Source organism: Paenibacillus sp. FSL R5-0473, from assembly GCF_038004565.1.
GTDB lineage: Bacteria > Bacillota > Bacilli > Paenibacillales > Paenibacillaceae > Paenibacillus > Paenibacillus amylolyticus.
The window spans coordinates 5,342,882-5,357,366 of sequence record NZ_JBBORL010000001.1; the positions used below are offsets into that span (position 1 = coordinate 5,342,882).

General features: G+C 47.4%; 12 protein-coding genes. 4 read left to right on the top strand and 8 right to left on the bottom strand.

Annotated features, from left to right (window positions below):
- Positions 1 to 215 precede the first annotated feature (215 nt).
- Both MKY28_RS23405 and MKY28_RS23410 read left to right on the top strand, forming a co-directional pair.
- Positions 216 to 2,537: a helix-turn-helix domain-containing protein gene (locus MKY28_RS23405; protein ID WP_340937163.1), complete on the top strand. Its 2,322-nt coding sequence runs from the start codon at positions 216 to 218 to the stop codon at positions 2,535 to 2,537.
- 293 nt (positions 2,538 to 2,830) lie between these two features.
- On the top strand, positions 2,831 to 4,429 hold the full coding sequence (locus MKY28_RS23410; RefSeq protein WP_340937164.1) for an extracellular solute-binding protein: 1,599 nt from the start codon (positions 2,831 to 2,833) through the stop codon (positions 4,427 to 4,429).
- A 90-nt stretch (positions 4,430 to 4,519) separates the two neighbouring features.
- Here MKY28_RS23410 and MKY28_RS23415 read toward each other — a convergent pair whose 3' ends face one another.
- The 6 genes from MKY28_RS23415 to MKY28_RS23440 all read right to left on the bottom strand — a co-directional run bounded on the left by MKY28_RS23415 (position 4,520) and on the right by MKY28_RS23440 (position 11,600).
- Positions 4,520 to 4,759, bottom strand: coding sequence for a YezD family protein (locus MKY28_RS23415; protein WP_036607453.1), 240 nt, complete (start codon positions 4,757 to 4,759; stop codon positions 4,520 to 4,522).
- 156 nt (positions 4,760 to 4,915) lie between these two features.
- The gene (gene cysW, locus MKY28_RS23420) at positions 4,916 to 5,791 is read right to left on the bottom strand and encodes a sulfate ABC transporter permease subunit CysW (protein WP_192135517.1); all 876 of its coding nucleotides are present in this window, start codon (positions 5,789 to 5,791) and stop codon (positions 4,916 to 4,918) included.
- Positions 5,792 to 5,858: 67 nt separating this feature from the next.
- Complete coding sequence (gene cysT, locus MKY28_RS23425) at positions 5,859 to 6,695, bottom strand: sulfate ABC transporter permease subunit CysT (RefSeq protein WP_127547780.1); 837 nt, start codon at positions 6,693 to 6,695, stop codon at positions 5,859 to 5,861.
- 87 nt (positions 6,696 to 6,782) lie between these two features.
- Positions 6,783 to 7,862 (bottom strand): sulfate ABC transporter substrate-binding protein, encoded by a 1,080-nt coding sequence (locus MKY28_RS23430; protein WP_036607530.1) that lies wholly within the window; start codon positions 7,860 to 7,862, stop codon positions 6,783 to 6,785.
- A gap of 481 nt (positions 7,863 to 8,343) precedes the next feature.
- The gene (locus MKY28_RS23435) at positions 8,344 to 10,221 is read right to left on the bottom strand and encodes a rhamnogalacturonan lyase (RefSeq protein WP_445670907.1); all 1,878 of its coding nucleotides are present in this window, start codon (positions 10,219 to 10,221) and stop codon (positions 8,344 to 8,346) included.
- 323 nt (positions 10,222 to 10,544) lie between these two features.
- Positions 10,545 to 11,600 carry a lactonase family protein gene (locus MKY28_RS23440; protein ID WP_340937165.1) on the bottom strand — a complete coding sequence of 352 codons (1,056 nt, stop codon included), beginning with the start codon at positions 11,598 to 11,600 and terminating at the stop codon, positions 10,545 to 10,547.
- Between the two features lie 202 nt (positions 11,601 to 11,802).
- Between MKY28_RS23440 and MKY28_RS23445 the strand changes: the two genes are divergently transcribed.
- Both MKY28_RS23445 and MKY28_RS23450 read left to right on the top strand, forming a co-directional pair.
- On the top strand, positions 11,803 to 12,663 hold the full coding sequence (locus tag MKY28_RS23445) for an AraC family transcriptional regulator (RefSeq protein WP_340937166.1): 861 nt from the start codon (positions 11,803 to 11,805) through the stop codon (positions 12,661 to 12,663).
- Positions 12,664 to 12,808: 145 nt separating this feature from the next.
- Positions 12,809 to 13,492, top strand: coding sequence for an S-layer homology domain-containing protein (locus MKY28_RS23450; RefSeq protein ID WP_076329675.1), 684 nt, complete (start codon positions 12,809 to 12,811; stop codon positions 13,490 to 13,492).
- Positions 13,493 to 13,607: 115 nt separating this feature from the next.
- Here the strand turns inward: MKY28_RS23450 and MKY28_RS23455 are convergent, their stop codons facing one another.
- Positions 13,608 to 14,234: a nitroreductase family protein gene (locus MKY28_RS23455; protein ID WP_076329674.1), complete on the bottom strand. Its 627-nt coding sequence runs from the start codon at positions 14,232 to 14,234 to the stop codon at positions 13,608 to 13,610.
- 65 nt (positions 14,235 to 14,299) lie between these two features.
- Positions 14,300 to 14,482, bottom strand: coding sequence for a hypothetical protein (locus MKY28_RS23460; protein WP_047840337.1), 183 nt, complete (start codon positions 14,480 to 14,482; stop codon positions 14,300 to 14,302).
- Between the last annotated feature and the right edge of the window lie 3 nt (positions 14,483 to 14,485).

Here is a 14,485-nt window from a genome sequence, read left to right on the forward strand (position 1 = left end):
ATCAAAATCGTACGTTCCGGAGCTTATATGCCAAGAAAAATGGAGCTAGATACTACATTTATCAATTAAAATACCTACTTTTGTAAACGCTTTATTAACTGAAAGTAAATTATGGAGTGGGAGTTTGTTAAATTTCGATCAACATGATTTCTAGTCCTCGGCCTGCTATATAATGATGAAGTTGTTTAGAAAAGAGACATGAAGGGGGAAAAAGAATGCATAAGCCATTTCAAACTGTAAGATCCAAGATGGTTCTTTCCTACCTTGCTGTTGTTCTTGTCATTGCGCTTCTTTTCGGCTCCATTCTATACCTCTTCTTCTCCCATCAATACAGCAAAGAGATTCGAATCAATAATCAGCTGTCACTGAAAAGCACTGTCAATACTATTGAGAGCTCCGTTATCCAGAAGGTGAATCAGGTCTATCTGTCCCTGGCACTCGGTAACGCCGCTAGTATCGATTTAGATAGCTTAAAAGGAAACCATAGCAAAATCCTGGACATCGAACAGTCCCTCAAAAATATGGTGCAAAATTATTCCGATCTCATTGAAGCTATTCATGTGTACGATACGAAGAACCACTTCATCGTCTCATCTGTATATGGGCTATTGCTCTATGAGGACACGCCTTCGAGTATGGATCATACGACGGATTGGATTGCTGCGATGAAAGAGACTCCAGAAAGCTCCTTATGGATGAAGACTCGCATGGTGCCTCAGGATGCTTATATCGAATCACGGGAACAAGGCAAGATGAGTCCTCTAATTTCCTATGTCCATAGTTACCCGTTTCAATCGTCTGGACAAGACAGTAAGGCCATGATTGCGATTGATATCAAAGAATCAGCGATCAGTCAGATCATTAAAAATATGCTCCCTGCTGACTATGCGAATACATTAATCATCGATCAGGATGGAACTGTCATATCTGCCGCGGACAAAACGTTGATAGGCAGCTCCACGGAGGAGAATCTGACGCAGTCGCTGCTAACCTTTCATTCTTCAGATGCGAGCTTCACACCTGTATTTAACTATGACTCTCATGTCGTTACCCAAGATCAATTTAAAGGAAATGCATGGAGAATCTACACAACCACACCTAATGAAAGCTTTTATTCTAAATTGGATAGCTTGAAGGAGATTTCGGTTTTTCTCGGTTTATTGGCTGTTGCGGTTGGGATAGCGATGTCGTCCATCTTTACCAGGGCCAACTATAGTCCTCTTAAACGAATCCTGAATAACATCAAGAGCCGGATGGATAGCCCAACCAGCTTAAAGCAGGACGAATATCGGTTCATCGATACAACGTTTAACAGTCTGTCCAATAAAGTTGATAGTCTTGAAGAAACCTTACAGGCCAATCACAGAATGATTAAGCATAGTATCATGCTCAATATGTTAAATAACCGATTTACACCCGAGGAACTTACGGAACAGCTCCAGTCTATTCACATTTCAATGGCCTACTCTCGCTTCCGTTGCATCGTCATTGACCCTGTTAATGAGAAGTGGAAGGATCTGCAACCACGACAGTTGCAGCATACGTTGTATACGATGATCCAGCAACTGGAGATCGCAGAAATGGATGGAACTCAACTGCTGGCAGAGGAATTGCAGGATCACAAAATAGCAGTAATCATCTGTACCAACCAACCCGAAGAACCGCTCTCTGATCACATTGTAGACTTTATTCACGCTGAGGCGAGCAGCAAATTTGGTCTGGAATTTGTACTATCGTTAGGCGGATGGGTAGAGCACTTCACGAAGATTCACACAAGCTATCATCAGGCGAATACCCTCATTCGATACAGCTACTTCTTTCCCGAGCAGTCTGCCATTCAGGATCTTGATCTTCTGAACAGGGAAGCCAGCAGTCTGGAGATCCCGGAGTCATACCTCGTAAACTTTGAAAAGAAATTGCAAACTCGGGATGTGCAAGGTACGGTCCAGGCTATTCAGGAATTGGTCGCGACATTAAAGGAAGGCCCCTATTCCGCCGAATACAGTCGGATCATCTTATTAAAAACGGTATCTATTTACGCTGAGTGTATTAATCAGGTGCGCCTGCAACCCGCCGAGGCAAGTTCATTGAATATGTACAAGCAATTTTCATTGTTCTACAATATCAACCGATATTCGGAATGGATGATTCATCTCGTGACCGAATTTGTGATGCAGATGGAGAAGCGAAGCGAGGTACGAAGTGTGGATACCATCTCGGCTGTCAAAGCCTATATTCACGAGCACTTATCAGGCGATCTCACGCTGGATCATGTCTCAGAGCAAGTATTCATCAGCCCTAAATATCTGAGTAAACTTTTCAAGGAAGAAACCGGGATTGTTTATTCCGAATATGTTACGAATCAGAGAATGGAACGCGCACGGGAACTCATGACACAGCGTGAAATTACGGTTGAGCAGGTCGCAAGTACGGTCGGTTACCGCACCCCTGCCTATTTCATTAAGAAGTTCAAAGAAATTCACGGCTGTACACCGAAAAATTTCATGCGCAGTCTAATGGAGCAGGGATCTATATAGGGTCAATTTAACATTTACACAAAAACGGAGAGGACAGAAAGAACCTGAAGAAGCGAAGCGTTCGCCTAAAAGCTTTCTGAAAGAAAGCTACTTCGGAAGCATACGCTATTCCCGGATTTCTCCCTTTAGAGAAGGGATCAAAAGAAATCTGGGAATAACAGCGATCGGAAGGTTGTTCTGTCATCGGAGTGTCCGTGTAAATATTCTTTGATTAAACCTATATAGAATTTGAAATCAGGAAAGGAGCTGCTATGAACCTTAACCTTTCAAGAAAGCTATGTCTATATTCTGCAATGTTTCTTCTTCTCGTATTTACAAGCGGATGTACCGTTCTAAACAGAGAAACAGCACAAGTGCAACAGCAAGACCATCTAGCAAGCCCTGAGAAGGATACAGCACCGCAGTATACGATATCCTGGACCATGCATCAAAATATCCCTGTTCCCGAGGACGCGGAAATGATTACATATATTGAGGATCGGTTTGATGTCGATCTGGAGGTGTGGAACCTTGAGAACAAGCGGTACGAGGAACTGCTGGATCTGGAGCTTGCTCAAGGCAAAATACCGGATCTGTTCCGGATAAGACAACCGCAAGATCTGCTTAAGTATCAAATGCAAGGGGTCTTAGCGGAAATTCCCCCGGATGTCCTTGAACAATATGCGCCAAATATCGTACAGCGCATTCGCGATTATGATTCACGTTATTTAGAGTATGGAAAAATAAACGGTGGCTTATATGGAATTCCGGCCATTAATCAAACCAACATCTATCGAACCCCTGTTGTATACCGAGAGGACTGGCTTAAGCAGCTTGGTCTGGAGGTGCCAAAGACATTAGATGAATTTGAAACGGTTATGTATGCTTTTGCCAAAGATGATCCGGACGGAAATGGTAAACAAGATACGTATGGCCTATCCAGAGAGGGCTTAAATGTCGTGTTTGGTGCCTTTGGACAGTCCGTTTTCACCGAGCAACTGTATTTTAATGAAAAAAACAACCAACTCGTGATCGGTGCTTTGGAGCCTGAGATGAAAAAAGCATTGGCTTATATGCAAAAGTGGTATCGGGACGGAATTATCGACCCTGAGTTCATAACCGGCGAAAATAAAGGCGGCTATAAACATCTATCCCATGCTTTTATTAATGGAAAAATTGGAATGACCTCGATGGGCAACTATTATCATTGGAATCAAGAGGGAGACTACAGTATCCTTAATGAAAATGGCCAAGAAACCCCTGTGGGAGCCTCGTTCAATGTTAATGAGCTGTTACAGAAGAACGTAACTGCAGAGGTTGTATTTGGTTCTCCTGTTATTGGTCCTGATGGACATAGCGGTTCAAAAGGGAACAATCTGCTGATGAATTTTATTGCTATAGGTGCTGAGGCTGCGAAGGAGCCGGGAAAACTGGAGAAAGTTTTGGAGATACTCGATTATGTAAGTGCCAACCCCGATCCGGAGGAGCAGATCAAAATGGAGTATGGCCTTCCAGGAAAACACTGGAATTGGAGCGCTGAAGATTCAAACTCGTTCCATTTACTTTACCCATACAACAGAATGGAGAATTATATTAATATGATTGGCTCAAGTATCGGTATGACGGTTCCAGGTACACCCTCGGATAAACGTGAACAGTGGGCTGCATCTGCAGGGTTGACGGAGAATGGTATCTATAATCGCCTGGAGGTTGCAACCCCTGCCCTGATTCAATATTCATCTGAATTGATTCGCATGAGAGACAGAGCGTACATCTCCATCATCACTGGCGATCAGCCTGTGGGGTATTTCGATACCTTTGTGGAAGAATTCATGGATGCAGGTGGGCAACAGGTACTGCTCGAAGCGAATCATTGGTATAAGGAGCATATGGAGACAAGTCGTGCCCAATAGGTAGGATGGTTTGGAACATGCATTTCCCATGAGTTTCTGGATTTTACATGTGTTCCTATGCACCTATCTTCGCTTCCCTCACGTCACTCTCTATCCCTTCGCACTCGCATTTGATCCGCGTAGTGAACGGGCTGAACTGCTTCGTGCCGTGCTTCCGGATTTGGAGGCGCTGCCTGAGGGCGTGTTTTCAAAACGCTTACGTTCGGTCCGCTCCATCTGCACAATCTGACCTTCGTGCACCACGATATGCAATGAACCAAACTCCATGTCATTCAGCTGTCCGGCAATTCGGTCCAACCATACCTCATCCACTTTTAACGGCTTAGCCATAGAGCCGCCTCCTCTTCTCGGGCTACTGCCCGCCATATTCCTAAGTGCGCTGTCATCCAACGGATTTATAAATCATTCTTATCCAACCTATATACTTGGTTTATACATTAGCAGGGCTTCCAGTAGCTGTCAATCTGTATTTTCTTCTTCTCATAATCACTTTTCTGAAACGGCTTTGTGTCCAAGCCAGCTCTTGAGCAGCAACGTGGCAAGAGCCAGAATCAGGAGCAGGGAAGCTACGGCAAACGAAGCCGAAAATTGATATTCGTTATATAAAATTTCGACATGAAGTGGTAACGTATTGGTCTCTCCGCGAATATGCCCGGACACCACAGATACGGCTCCGAACTCGCCCATAGCGCGGGCATTACACAGAATAATACCGTACAGCAGTCCCCATTTGATGTTGGGCAAGGTTACACTCCAAAAGATTCGCCATCCGGAAGCACCTAGCGTAACCGCCGCTTCTTCTTCCCTTGTTCCCTGGTCCTCCATAAGAGGAATCAACTCCCTCGCTACGAACGGGAAGGTAATAAACAACGTTGCAATCACAATGCCTGGCAGCGCAAAAATGATTTTAATATCATGTTCGGACAACCACGGCCCTAACCACCCATTCGAACCAAAGACCAATACAAAAATCAACCCGCCCACCACAGGCGAAATTGAAAAAGGAAGATCAATCAGGGTGATCATGAGTCCCTTACCCTTGAACTGGAACTTGGTAATGACCCATGCAGCGGCCACACCAAATATCGTATTCAGCGGTACGGTAATCGCCGCAACTAATAACGTGAGTTTCAGTGCAGACATGGCATCCGGCTCGGTAAGAGCCGCGATGTACACACCCCAGCCCTGCTTCAACGCCTCCATGAGCACAATGGCCAGTGGCAAAATAAGCAGCCATATGAGTACCAGGCTTGCCAGTCCAATCAACAACCATTTGACCCAGGGAGCTTCCGTTGTTGCACGGTTAGTTCCACGGCTGGTCTTAACGGGTGGAACAGGGCTCAGTGGAACAGAACCCGCCATATGCTGCACCTCCTTTGGTTTGGGTGAGTGACGTCTTTTAATATCCTTATTCCACCATGCTTCATTGTCATGCTCTGCCCGCCTTTCGGCTCCAACGCTGCAAGGAATTAATAATCAGCAGCAGGATGAAAGAAACTAGAAGAAGCAGCAAAGCTACAGCTGTAGCGCCTGCATAATCGAACTGCTCCAGCTTGGCCATGATCAGTAAGGGAGCAATCTCCGTTTTCATCGGCATATTGCCTGAGATAAATACAACCGAGCCATATTCGCCAATGCCTCGGGCAAATGCCAGAGCAAAACCCGTCAGCAGCGGTGGAATCAGATCTGGCAACAGAATCGTGCGGAATATCCGCCATCTTCCTGCCCCCAGTGTAGCAGCCGCCTCTTCCACCTCTGCCTCCAGCTCCTCCAACACCGGTTGCACCGTGCGAACTACAAATGGAATTCCGATAAACATCAGCGCCAGCGTAATCCCGGCCTGTGAATAGGCGAGCTTGATGCCCAAAGGCTCTACAAACTGCCCAATCCAGCCATTGCCGGCATAGATCGCCGTAAGAGCAACCCCTGCTACCGCTGTCGGCAAGGCAAAAGGCAGATCAATGACCGCATCAAACAGCCTTTTGCCCGGAAATTCATACCGAACAAGCACCCATGCCAGGAGTAACCCCAGCACGAGATCAATCAGCGCCGCTGCACCTGCGGTCAGGAAGCTGACCTGGAAGGAAGCCAGCACCCTGGGATTGGTCGCAACCTCAATCATGGTTGCCCACGTCAGCCCTGTTGAGTTAAATAACAGCGCAGCCAGTGGAATAAGTACAACCAGGCTCAGGTAGAACACACTGTAACCCATCGTTAATCCAAATCCCGGCAATGTGCGTCTCCGCGCCACAACCACCTTGCTCATGCACGTTCATCCTCTCTGCCTTCAGCCGGTAAGGCTGGTTGGCCGCTCACAGCGCGATTGATCGGGTGTTCATTGAACAGAGCAACCTTAGCTGCCTGGAACATAGATCTGGTCGAAGATACCGCCGTCATTAAAATGTTTGGCCTGAGTATCCCGCCATGTACCGAATACATCTTTCAACGTGAACAGCTCAAGTGCCGGGAACTGATCTTTGAATTTTTCCTCCACGCTGTCCAGCGTTGGGCGGTAATAATTTTCTGCGGCAATCGTCTGTCCTTCTTCACTGTACAAATATTTCAGATAGGCATCCGCCACGTCGCGGCTTCCTTTTTTGTCTGCATTTTTGTCCACAATCGCAACCGGTGGTTCGGCCAAGATACTAACCGATGGCACGACAATATCGAATTTGTCCGGACCCAACTCTTTTACCGATAGGAAAGCTTCATTTTCCCAAGCAAGAAGCACATCCCCAATGCCACGTTCAACAAAAGTTGTCGTAGATCCGCGAGCACCCGAATCCAGCACAGGCGCATGTTTGAACAATTCACCAACAAATTCCTTCGCCTTCTCTTCATCATTGTTATTATGCTTAAGGGCATATCCCCATGCCGCCAGATAGTTCCAGCGCGCTCCGCCGGACGTTTTGGGATTCGGGGTGATGACTTGGGTATCGCCTTTGATCAGATCATCCCAGTCCTTGATGCCTTTTGGATTGCCTTTACGTACAAGGAATACAATCGTAGAGGTATATGGAGAGCTGTTATGCTCGTATTTGTCCTGCCAACCCTCGTTAATCAGACCTTTATCTTCAATCGCATCAATATCGTATCCCAATGCCAGCGTCACCACGTCTGCATCCAATCCGTCAATAACAGAACGACTCTGTTTACCCGATCCCCCATGGGACTGCTTGATGGTCACTTCCTGGCCTTTCTCTTTCAACCAATGCGCCGCAAACGCTTTGTTATATTGCTCATAGAGTTCCCGCGTTGGATCGTAGGAAACATTCAGCAGTTCGATGGCCTTGGCACCTTCTGTGCCGCCTTCCGCTCCCCCCGATGTTCCTGCCGCACTGGACCCGCCGCTATCCGATCCGCATGCTGCCAGAACTCCTGTTAATACCAGTGCCAGACCAACCAAAATACCCTTATGAATTCTCTTTTTCATAAATAACACTCCCCCGATATAGATCTGCATGACTACCTCAGGCCGGCTGAACAGGATCAAACGCCCCGTAAAAAACAAGAAGACGGAGGAACCCCCGCGCACTTCTCCCCATAAAGTCATGCCGGCTTAAGGCCGTGCATGCTCCATCTGGAAAGGATGCGCTGCGGTGTTCCTCCGTCTATACGGTGAGAACGTTATTCTGTTCAGGTTGCATGGTTGCATCTGTCTGTAAAATGATCGTTTTCACAATGAAAACAGATTCATTTTTATTATTCCTACCTGTTTAGTAAGTTATATACGTATAATAAAGGCAGTCTATATACCTGTCAAACGTTTTTTCCGATTTTTACCGGATTTCTGGCCTATTGGTAAAAAAAAGAGGAACAACGAACCAGCGTCCGTTGCTCCCTTCAGCGAATCCCATACTTCGCTGGCTATTGTAAACATGAACGGAATTGGAAGGCCATACCTTGTCCATTCCTCATCTGCCCGCATACCGGATATTGGGTACTGGTGGTGTGCTCATGCCTTCTCCCAGATAAAAACCGGTGTGTGGCGGTTGGTTGTAGGCTACATTTTGCCAAGCGACGCCAAGACGGTACACCGGATCATGCATCAGCGTATAGATGCGTTTGTCCGTAACTGCTGTTGTGGTATAGATCCGCAGTGCTGAGCTGTCATTCGTCCGCCATACCACTTCTTCTCTCCAGTCCCCGAACAGATCGGCCTGCAGATTCGGCGTAGACTTGGTTCCGTTATTGGAAGATACGCCGGAAGCGGTGAGCAGGTTCATCGTTGTGCTGTTAGCATAGTTCCACTTATCGATTCGGTTGCTGTCCAGCAGTTCACGGAGCAGATCCCCATCCCACCAGATGCCAAAATTTGTGGAGGACGGTAGGGTTGTCCCGAGTTTCTGCCCTTTGGCTGTATACAGACTGCCGTCTGCCCATACTTCAGCGCCTTTATATCTTGGATCGATATCTGCCGCCATGCCGCGTCCAATATCCTTTGTTGTTTTGACTCCCCAGATTAACTGGCCTGTACCTGCATCACGGAACTCCACTCCGGCATTGGACGGTGTCTCATGAACCTGAAATACCTCAAGTCCAGGGCGGTCCGGGTCGAGGTCACTCAGATGCATGGCATCGCCATGATGAAGTCCTGTTGTGTACAATCCTTTGCCGTTATCATCCACTGCCATGGCACCATAAACGATCTCGTCTTTCCCATCTCCGTCTACGTCCGCCACACTCAGATTATGATTGCCCTGCCCGGCATAACCCGAGTTACCGGAGGTATTGGAATCAAATGTCCATTGTTTGGTCAGCTGTCCATTCCGCCAGTTATAAGCCACGAGCACTGTGCGGGTGTAGTACCCACGCGCCATGACCAGACTTGGGCGCTCTCCATCCAGATAAGCAATGGCAGCAAGGAATCGGTCCACCCGATTGCCGTAGTTATCCCCCCAACTGGATACATTGCCACGCGCCGGTTCGTAGTTCACCGTGGAGAGTGCTTTGCCAGTCTGCCCATTGAAAACCGTCAGGAATTCGGGACCAGACAACACATAACCGCTGGAATTGCGGTAATCCTTGCTTGCATCCCCGATGACCACGCCAGTGCCATCCTTGGTGCCATCGGCTGTTTTCATCGCAACTTCGGCTTTGCCATCACCTTCGAGATCGTACACCATGAACTGGGTGTAGTGAGCACCCGCACGGATATTTTTGCCCAGACTAATTCGCCACAGGCGTGTCCCGTTTAATTTGTAGGCATCGATAAACACTTCCCCGGTATAACCACTCTGGGAGTTATCCTTAGCGTTGGAAGGGTCCCACTTCACAATCAATTCATACTCACCATCACCATCAAGGTCACCTGCACTGGCATCATTGGCACTGTAGCTGTAGGCTACTCCATCGGGTGTTGTCCCACCTGCGGGTACACTGAGCGGTACAGATAGATAGTTATTGCCCCATACGCTTGCTGCCGCTGAAGCAGCCTGCTCCGTTCCACTGACGACAGCGCGAACCGTATATTTGGAACTGCTTGTCCCGCTTGCATCCTGAAGGTTGGTGCTGTTTGTTATGGGCGTAGCGTTCACCTTGGTTCCATCCCGATAGACGTTAAACGATACATTCGATCCTTCCGTTCCCAGAAGCCGCCAACTGACAAACACACCTGTCCCGGTCTTCACAGCCACCACACCGCGATCCAGATATTCCATCTGCCTTGCTCCCGCTGCATGTGTTACCGCCGTGTTGCCCAATCCAAGCGAAGTGACCAGTAACGCGGAACTTAGCAGTGATACTCCGGCTGTACGTAATGTGCGCTTCCACAATGATGAACGATTTCCCATAAACAATTGCCTCCCCAATTGGTTTGGTAAGCCCGATGCCCTTGTAGCGCCATCTTTTATGTAAGCGATTTAATATATTTATTTTAAATTAAACATATAATTCCATCTATAGGTCTAATTTAGTAATTGGATGGTGGTACATGAAAAAAACCAAAGGATTTCTCCTTCGGTTAGCCGTTGCCCATTCTTTGAATTGCTTCATTCGACTGGAATCGCAATCAACTGACTCACGGATATGAGGCGATTCCCATGTTCTCATAAAAAGCCTAAAAAAGCTGTAAAACCATGTGTTTCTCCATGATTTCACAGCTTATAGACAACTTTTATACCACAGGCGCAATACATACCGGACGAGGCAGTTCCAGCTTGAATCCGTTATGCGTCAGACGTCCGTCTTCTTCACTGATCTGGAAACCTACGAGGTTATTGCTGCCCTGATTCGCCACGACCAGAATCCCGCCTGGCAAAATATTAAAGTTACGTGGTGTCTGCCCAATCGTGGACGTCCACTCTACAGCTTCCAACTCACCGCTCTCCTGGTCAATATGATAAAGTACGATGCTGTCATCTCCCCGATTGGATGCATACAGGAAACGTCCACATGGAGATACACGGATGTCTGCAGCCGTACCCTCTCCTTTATGCCCTTCTGGAAGTGTGGAAATGTGCTGTACCGTAGTGAACTCCCCTCTGCGCTCATCGTACAGGAATGCCGTAACCGTGTTGTCCAATTCGTTGATTACATATGCCCACTTCGAGTTGGGATGGAACACAAGATGCCTTGGCCCTGCGCCCGGTGGCTGATCCATCTCACGATGGGTAACCAGACGTCCCTCTTCCAAGCGATACACAATGATCTGATCCAGACCGAGGTCACATACGACAGCATACTGCCCGGACGGATCGGGTTGAATGGAGTGTGCATGCGGCCCTTCCTGGCGTTCTTCGTTGATTCCACTTCCCGTGTGCTCCACCCATGCACTCATCTCACCAAGCGTCCCCTGATCGCCAACCGGGTATACATTTACACTGCCGCTGCTATAGTTGGATGAGAACACCCACTGACCATCCTTGGAGATAGACACATAACATGGAGAAGCCCCTCTGGTCTGTTTTCGATCCATCAGGTGCAGCTCACTCGTTGCCGCATCTCTCCGATAGACCAACACTTCTCCCTCGTCCGTCTCACTCGCCACATACAGACAGTTTCCATCCGGGCTTAACGCCAGATAAGACGGATTATCCACACCATCCATGTGATTGACGATTCGCATCTCTCCTGTATCCGCATTCAACGCACATAGGAATATTCCGGGTTCATCCGCTGAAGCATACGTACCTGTATAGAAAAGCGTTTCCTGAGTTGTGACTGGTTCCATAACTAAATCTCTCCCTTATCTTGTATATTCACTGTTCTGATTCTTCCCACTGGTATGTACTTACCCAATTCACGGGCAACTGCTTCACCTCCTGTGAGCGCTCTCATATCTGGCATTGACTCCCTTATCGCCTCTCACCATAATACAAAGTATGAGACCTAACAACAGACCACCCCTACAGCGTAAATCTGACGGATTTCGTATGCAAAAACTCATTGTGCTTCCAGACTCCCTGCTGCAAGAAACCGCAGCTTATCCGGTCACGTCAGGATTATATGTTACCGATATCGGTTACTTTCACGAAGCGGAGCATCATTACCGTGATCGTCCCGATGGTTGTGAATCACACATTCTGATGTACTGTGTCCAAGGCACAGGCTGGTATACGTTGGATGGCAGCAAGACATATGATGTCAGCCCGGGAAACCTCGTTATATTACCTGCACATGTCCCTCATGTGTACGGAGCCAACGCAGCTGAACCATGGAGCATATTCTGGATTCATCTACGCGGGAAACACGCTTTATCCTACATAGAACCCTTGTTAACTCATCATATTACTACCATGCCACCGGCCAAGGCTCAGAAATGGCTTGAGCTGTTCCATGAATGTTACGGCGCACTTGAGACGGGTTACTCCATGCAGACGATGACGTATGCCTCCCAGATTATTGGCTATATGCTGGGCATGCTCGCTTATGGACCGGAGACGACAGGAACAGATGGTGGGATCGTGAGCAGCAAACGTGCGGCCGAGCAATCCGTCCAATATATGCTGGAGCACCTGGAGAATGGAATCACCCTCAAGGAACTGGCAGCACACGCGCGGCTGTCTGTCCCTCATTACTCTCAGTTATTCAAGCAAGCTACGGGGCATTCGCCCATCGATTATTTCCTGCGGCTGAAGATTCAGCATTCCTGCCGCTATCTGGATTTTACCGATTGGACCGTGAAGCAGATCAGTTCCGAGCTTGGATTCAAAGACCCGTACTACTTCTCCCGTCTGTTCAGCAAAATGATGGGACGTTCACCCACGGATTATCGAAATAAATCCAAAGGTTAGAGGCAATGCCTTCACTTAGCCCTTTCTGAATGATTATGAATTTCAGTTGGAAAATTGCAGCAACCTTTTGAACAGAAGGGTCGTCTATAGGGCAAATAACTTTTATATAAAGGGATCATCCCTAGAAAAGTGAGGCGAACCTATCATGAAAAAAAATATACTTGCTACATTAACTGCGGGAGCTCTGCTCACGCTGTCTCTAAGTGCAGGCCCGATCAACGCTGCGCAGGCCCAATTCACGGATATTCAAGGTATCGCAGGAGCAAACAAAATCGAATCTCTCCATAAAGATGGATTCATCAAAGGTGTGAGTGACAGCTTGTTCAAACCTGAACTGGAGTTAAATACCGCTCAAGGCATTCAACTGATTGCGGACGGCCTGAATCTGAATCTGGACACGATTCGTTTTATCAAAATGCCGGTACCAAGTGACTACTTCTCTGCTGTAAAAGATGGCGTATGGTACAGTGATGCATTTATCCGCGCACAATATAATGGCATTCAGATGTCACAGGGTATCGATCCGTCCAAACCGCTTACTCGTGAACAATTCACACTGTTCCTGATGCAAGGCATCGAAGCCAAAGGCGGTCTGCCGATGATTAATATCAAACCTGTGGACATTACCGACGAACAGGAGCTGACGCCAGAGTATCAAGGTGCCATTCAGCGTTCACTCGTTCTCAAAATCAATGAACTGGATGCCGACGGAAACTTCAATCCCAAACAAACGATTACTCGCGCCGAAGCAGCAGTGATGATGTATAACGCAATCGAGTACATGGAATCGTTCCATGCACCACAAATCCCGGAAACACCTGAGAAGTAATACTTCCTTGGTGGAAGCAGTATGCCAAACAGCCGCACCTTCCCTCAACAGGAAAGTGCGGCTGTTTGTATTATACCTATATCACTGATGCAATCATCAGATTTAACTTTCTAACTTAGAAAGAACCTTTAACAACTACCTCAGACAACGGTAAACGTCCTGATGGGCGAGCTGGCTGTGCAGCTTTACCTACAGTAATCAACAACGTTGGCACAAATCGTGCAGGAATGTTGAATGTTTCCATCAGTTTTTGTGGATTATATCCACCGATTGGACATGTATCGTAACCCAGGGAGCGTGCAGCAATCATAATATTTTGGGAAGCAAAGGATGCATTGCGGATCGCTTCATCGCGAGCGATTTGCGGGCTTTGGTAAGCACCGTTGATCTGTCCAACCAATGCGTCACGAACCTCTGCAGTCAGTGCGCCTGCTTCAACAGCTTGATCGTAGATTACGGTGTTACGGTTTGCTTCCAAATCTCCAAGAACAGCAATCGTAACTGAACTTTCCACGATCTGACTTTGACCGTAAGCAACTGGCAGCATTTTCGCTTTGTCTGCTTCGGATTCAATCACGAGGAATCTCCAGTGTTGCAGGTTCCATGAAGATGGTGCTTCCGCAGCTGCTGTCAGAATCGCATTGAGATCAGCTTCAGGCAATTCAAACCCTTTTTCGTACTTTTTGACAGCATGGCGTTCGCTAATAACGCGAAGTGTTTCATTTTTTTCAATGCCTGACATGTGTTCCACTCCCCAGAATCTAGTTTGTTTATACTTCTTTTACTTTCGCAAGGTGATCTCGAAGTTTACTCTACCAGGGATTTTCCTTCCGAAAATAACATCAGCGCAGACGATCTCTCCTCATCTGTGTTCAGGTTATGCCCGGAATCGCTTGAGAACATCAATGGATCTTTCACCGGAGCATACGCCCATGCCGTAACTTGTCCACCATGCCTGACTAAACCAAGACCATATTCATGAAGGACCATTCG